General features: G+C 50.5%; 1 pseudogene. It reads left to right on the top strand.

Annotation, left to right across the window (positions count from 1 at the left end):
- Window positions 1-212: pseudogene (locus LKX83_RS33525) on the top strand (type I pantothenate kinase); the annotation flags it as partial.

Here is a 212-nt window from a genome sequence, read left to right as displayed (position 1 = left end):
ATCTTCAGCGGTTCGAGATTTTACGGGAGACAGCCTTTCAGAACCCTGCCTCCTACTTTCACCGCTACGCCTCTCTATCGAAGGAGGAGGCGCTGCAGTTTGCACGAAACATCTGGCGGGATATTAATGCGGCGAACTTGCAGGAAAATATCCTCCCAACCAAATACAGAGCCGCGCTTATTTTGGAAAAGGGCGCTGACCATTTCGTACAA

Source organism: Cohnella baijiui (assembly GCF_020731285.1).
Classification (GTDB): domain Bacteria; phylum Bacillota; class Bacilli; order Paenibacillales; family Paenibacillaceae; genus Cohnella.
This window is presented reverse-complemented; position numbering and strand designations above follow the sequence as displayed.